The following is a 4,409-nucleotide window of genomic DNA, read 5'->3' as shown; positions in this document are numbered from 1 at the left end:
CGCCAAAATCGCCAGAAACACAGACAGGGCTCCGCACTTTAACACCTTGTTCACAATGTTACTCACAGACTCGCTTCCGAGTCAGGCAGAATCTGCTGTGTTGGACTGGAGTGACAGCCTTGGAAGCGGCAACCTAAGAGCAAGAAGGATGACGATAGCTGCCAAATAGATCAGCGGCTCGATCTGAAACCCTTTTGCCAGCATCACATAATGCAGGCCACCCAGCAAAGCAGCCGGGTATACCAACCAATGCAGCCTGCGCCACCGCGGCCCCAATCGCCGCACCGACCAGTTGTTGGATGTTGCCGTCAAAGGTAACAGTAAAAGAAACGCCCCCATGCCAACTGTAATATAAGGACGCTTGAGGATATCCGCCCAAATCTGGCTGGGAAGCTGAACGTCCAGAACCAGCCAGACAAGGAGATGCAGGCTGACATATACAAAAGTCAGCACCCCAATGGCCCGACGGAACTTCATCAGGTTCAAGCCCACAAATCGGCGCAAAGATGTGATGGCCAGCCCGGCAATCAGCAATTGTAACGCAAGTTCGCCATAGCGGTGTTCCAGCGCCTCAATCGGTTCGATCCCCAAACCGCCAGTCAGGCCAAGATAGAACAGCCAGGGCGCGGGCAGCGCGCCCATCAGATAAACAGCCCATACCGGAATACGCCGGAGTGTCTGATTGATGGCCTGCATGATTCTAGAAATTCCTGGTCAAATCCATACCTTCATAAAGGCTGGCGACCTCTTCTTCATAGCCGTTGAACATCAGCGTCGGTTTGCGCGACGCGAACAGGCCGCCGCCTATTTCACGTTCGGAGGCCTGAGACCAGCGCGGATGATCCACGTTCGGGTTTACATTGCTATAAAACCCGTATTCGCGCGAATTAGCCATGTTCCAACTGGTGGGCGGCTCTTCTTCAGTAAGCGTGATCCGGACAATCGATTTGATCGATTTGAACCCGTATTTCCACGGCACCACCAGACGCAATGGCGCGCCGTTCTGATTTGGAATCGGCTTGTCATAGATACCAGTGGCCATAATCGTCAGCGGATGCATCGCCTCGTCCAGGCGCAAACCCTCGCGATAGGGCCATTCCAGAATGGGATAGCGCGTTCCCGGCATCTCATCCGGGCGGTAGGCCGTTTCAAACGCCACGTATTTCGCGCCGTCTTTTATCCCAGCCATGTTCAGAAGATCGGCCAGTTCGAATCCGATCCATGGAATGACCATCGACCAGGCTTCAACGCAACGGAACCGATAGATGCGTTCTTCGATCGTCATCTCGGACAGGATGTCCTTGAAATCATACTCACCGGGACGATCGACCAGACCGTCAATCTGGACGCTCCAGGGTTCGGTCACCAGCGTATGCGCATATTTCGCCGGATCGTCTTTTCCGGTCCCGAACTCATAGTAGTTGTTGTAACTCGTGATCTCTTCCCACGTGTTCGGCTCCAGCGCATCCTGCGCCGCCGCTGGCCGGGCCGTTGCCGCCAAACCAACACCCGCCATCCCGGCCATGACCTGCCGCCGGTTTAGGAACGCCGCCCGAGGGGTGACGTCGGCATGTGTCAATGTATTGGTCCAGCGATGCGCCATCTGGGTCTCCGTCATATTCGTTTGTCATTACAGACTTAGGGTGCTGATAGCACAGACCCATGGAAACAGGCGTCACGTTTGAGCGACGTGATTGTAACGTTCCGATTGGCGACAAGGCCCAGACAGGCGGATTGTGCCGCGCTCTGCCCGCTTTCGGCGGTCGTCACGACCTGAGCCAACACGCAATGCTCGGACGTTGCTCCGGACAAGTACATATCGCTCAGAGTTGGCTCTGAACGAAGAACAACAGCCGGGTTGTCTGCTTGCAGCCTTTACAACTGCGGGTCCAAAACTGCACTCTGTCAGACAGGCACCATACGCGATCAACAGTGTGGCGGGCCTGTTTTTGCAGCCGCGTGGCCGCAATGGGAGGACGAAAAATGTGTGATATCTGTGTAATGAACGCCGTAAAAGACAGGATGCTGTCCCGGCGTGGGTTCTTCAAAGCCGCGGCGGCATCGGGTGTTGCAGCTGCCGCAACCGGGGCTATGGCACCGGCCGCACTGGCCGCGGGGCATGGCGGTGTCCAAGACATGACCCACACGCTCAGCCCGGATTTCCCGACCTGGGGCGGAGAGCCGGGTATCTCCGCCGAACAGGCATTCAATTTCGCGGAGCACGGATTCAATCTGTTCAATTTGTCAATCAATGAGCATACGGGCACGCATATAGATGCCCCGCTGCACTTTTCTGCGGATGGTGCATCGGTCGATGAAATCCCGGTCTCAGATCTGGTTGCACCACTTTGCGTGGTCAATATTGCAGCCCGCGCAGCAGAAGACGCCGATACGCGTGTCACCCCGGATGATTTGAGAGCCTGGATAGCCGCCAACGGTGACATCCCCGACGGGGCCTGCGTCGCCATGCACTCGGGATGGGCTGGCAAAACCGCTACGGACGCGTTCCGCAATTTCGACGGCGAAGCGCAGCATTACCCGGGCTTTCACGTTGAAGCTGCGCAGATGCTGATGGAGGAAACTGGGGCGCGGTCAATTGCCGTTGACACCTTGTCACTAGATCACGGCATGTCTGCAGACTTCGCCACCCATTATGCCTGGTTGCCTTCTGGCCGGTTCGGAATCGAATGCCTGGCCAATCTGGATCAGGTACCCGCATCGGGGGCGACTCTTGTTATTGGCGCGCCGAAACACGCGGGCGGCACCGGAGGTCCGGCGCGGATATTTGCGCTGATCTGACTTAACTGACGTACGGCGAAACTGGCCCGCTTTCTTCAGTGGGTCAGTTTCCATCTGCCCATTCCATGAGGGTAGGCACTGAGAGCAAGCCAATGGGCAAGACCAAGTCTGACACCACACGGCGCTATGATACCGCTGCACCAAAATGGCGGGATAAGATGCGTGCCCTTGGTTATTACGATGCGTATCTTGGTTTTCTGTCAGCAAGTCAGCTCGCGACAGAGCATAACAGTCGGGTTGTTGATATCGGTGCCGGGACGGCCTCGTTTGCAGAAGCCTGGGTCGCTATTCACGGGTCACCCGTCGAAATAACCCTTCTCGAACCCAGTCAAGCCATGTTGAAACAGGGTCAAAGCGCGTTACAGGCGCGGGGTGTCGAGCCAAGACTTGTGCAGGGCATGTTAGGCTCTGTCGTTCTGGAACCCGCTGATGTGGCACTGGCTGCGCATGTCATCGAACACTGCCCCGATCCGTTGCGCGCACTTGAGCAGATTCACGATTTGATGCACCCTGATGGTCGATTGTATCTGGTGGTGTCCAAGCCGCATTGGTGCAATGCGATTATCTGGCTGCAATGGCGACATCGCACATTCGCCAGAGAAGAGATTCTGGGACTACTGGACAAAGCTGGATTCGAATGTGAAGGCGAGCACTCATTTCCCGCAGGCCCACCGTCCCGGACAAGCCAGGGAATTTTAGCGCGTCGAAGAGCGTAGATTCAGACGAAGAAGACCCGCCAATGCGGCGGGTCTTCCGTTCGTTCCTAAATCAATGCACCACTGCATCATCGGGGCGGGGCCGTTCCGACGTCCCCAACCGGTCACCGATGATCAGACCATCAGTTCCGGCAGTGACCGGAACGACCTCACCATCCTTGATCTCACCGGCCAGCAGCGCTTCGGCAAGCGGGTTCTGCAGGGCGCGTTGAATCACGCGTTTCAGCGGGCGGGCACCGAAGACAGGGTCATAGCCTTCATTGGCCAGCCATTCCTTGGCACCATCGTCCAGGGCCAGTTCGATCTTGCGGGCCGCCAGGCGCTTTTGCAGACGCGCCATCTGGATATCGACGATGCCATCCATATCGGCCCGCTTGAGGCGGTCAAAGATGATCGTTTCGTCCAGACGGTTCAGGAACTCGGGCCGGAAATGTGCCCGCACCGCATCCATCACGTCACGGCGGGCCTGCCCGCTGTCCGCGCCTTCGGGCAATTGGCTGAGCGCCTGAGAGCCTAGGTTCGACGTCAGAATGATCAGCGTCTGCTTGAAGTCCACGGTGCGGCCCTGACCATCGGTCAGCACACCGTCATCAAGAACCTGCAACAGCACGTTGAACACGTCCGGGTGTGCCTTTTCGACCTCGTCAAACAGCACGACCTGATAAGGCCTGCGCCGCACGGCTTCGGTCAGCACACCGCCTTCGTCATAACCGACATAGCCCGGAGGAGCCCCGATCAGACGAGCAACAGCGTGTTTCTCCATGAACTCAGACATATCGATACGCACCATCGCGTTATCGTCGTCGAACAGGAAATTCGCCACGGCCTTGGTCAGCTCGGTCTTACCCACGCCGGTCGGCCCGAGGAACAGGAACGATCCCAACGGGCGGCCTT

At 57.2% G+C, this 4,409-nt stretch carries 5 protein-coding genes; 2 read left to right on the top strand and 3 right to left on the bottom strand.

All coding sequences use genetic code 11. The features are described from left to right. Positions 1-81: 81 nt before the first annotated feature. Both msrQ and msrP read right to left on the bottom strand, forming a co-directional pair. On the bottom strand, positions 82-696 hold the full coding sequence (msrQ, locus tag AC2FND_RS19655; RefSeq protein WP_496771399.1) for a protein-methionine-sulfoxide reductase heme-binding subunit MsrQ: 615 nt from the start codon (positions 694-696) through the stop codon (positions 82-84). Positions 697-700: 4 nt separating this feature from the next. After that, a complete protein-coding gene (msrP, locus tag AC2FND_RS19650; protein WP_496771400.1) occupies positions 701-1,603 on the bottom strand; it encodes a protein-methionine-sulfoxide reductase catalytic subunit MsrP in 903 nt (300 codons plus the stop codon). A gap of 380 nt (positions 1,604-1,983) precedes the next feature. On the opposite strand from msrP, the gene AC2FND_RS19645 reads away from it, so the two are divergent. After that, positions 1,984-2,799: a cyclase family protein gene (locus tag AC2FND_RS19645; protein ID WP_496771398.1), complete on the top strand. Its 816-nt coding sequence runs from the start codon at positions 1,984-1,986 to the stop codon at positions 2,797-2,799. A gap of 92 nt (positions 2,800-2,891) precedes the next feature. Continuing rightward, positions 2,892-3,515, top strand: a complete 624-nt coding sequence (locus AC2FND_RS19640) for a class I SAM-dependent methyltransferase (protein WP_496771397.1) — start codon at positions 2,892-2,894, stop codon at positions 3,513-3,515. Between the two features lie 52 nt (positions 3,516-3,567). Here AC2FND_RS19640 and AC2FND_RS19635 read toward each other — a convergent pair. After that, positions 3,568-4,409: AAA family ATPase (locus AC2FND_RS19635; RefSeq protein WP_496771396.1), on the bottom strand; the 842-nt coding region annotated here is incomplete at its 5' end.

This window comes from Ruegeria sp. BHSB056, from assembly GCF_059613305.1.
This window is presented reverse-complemented; position numbering and strand designations above follow the sequence as displayed.

Excerpts from the sequence above, each read along its gene's own strand:
- msrP (WP_496771400.1), bottom strand. The coding sequence starts at position 1,603 with ATGGCGCATCGCTGGACCAATACATTGACACATGCCGACGTCACCCCT.
- AC2FND_RS19640 (WP_496771397.1), top strand. The coding sequence starts at position 2,892 with ATGGGCAAGACCAAGTCTGACACCACACGGCGCTATGATACCGCTGCA.
- AC2FND_RS19645 (WP_496771398.1), top strand. The coding sequence starts at position 1,984 with ATGTGTGATATCTGTGTAATGAACGCCGTAAAAGACAGGATGCTGTCC.
- msrQ (WP_496771399.1), bottom strand. The coding sequence starts at position 696 with ATGCAGGCCATCAATCAGACACTCCGGCGTATTCCGGTATGGGCTGTT.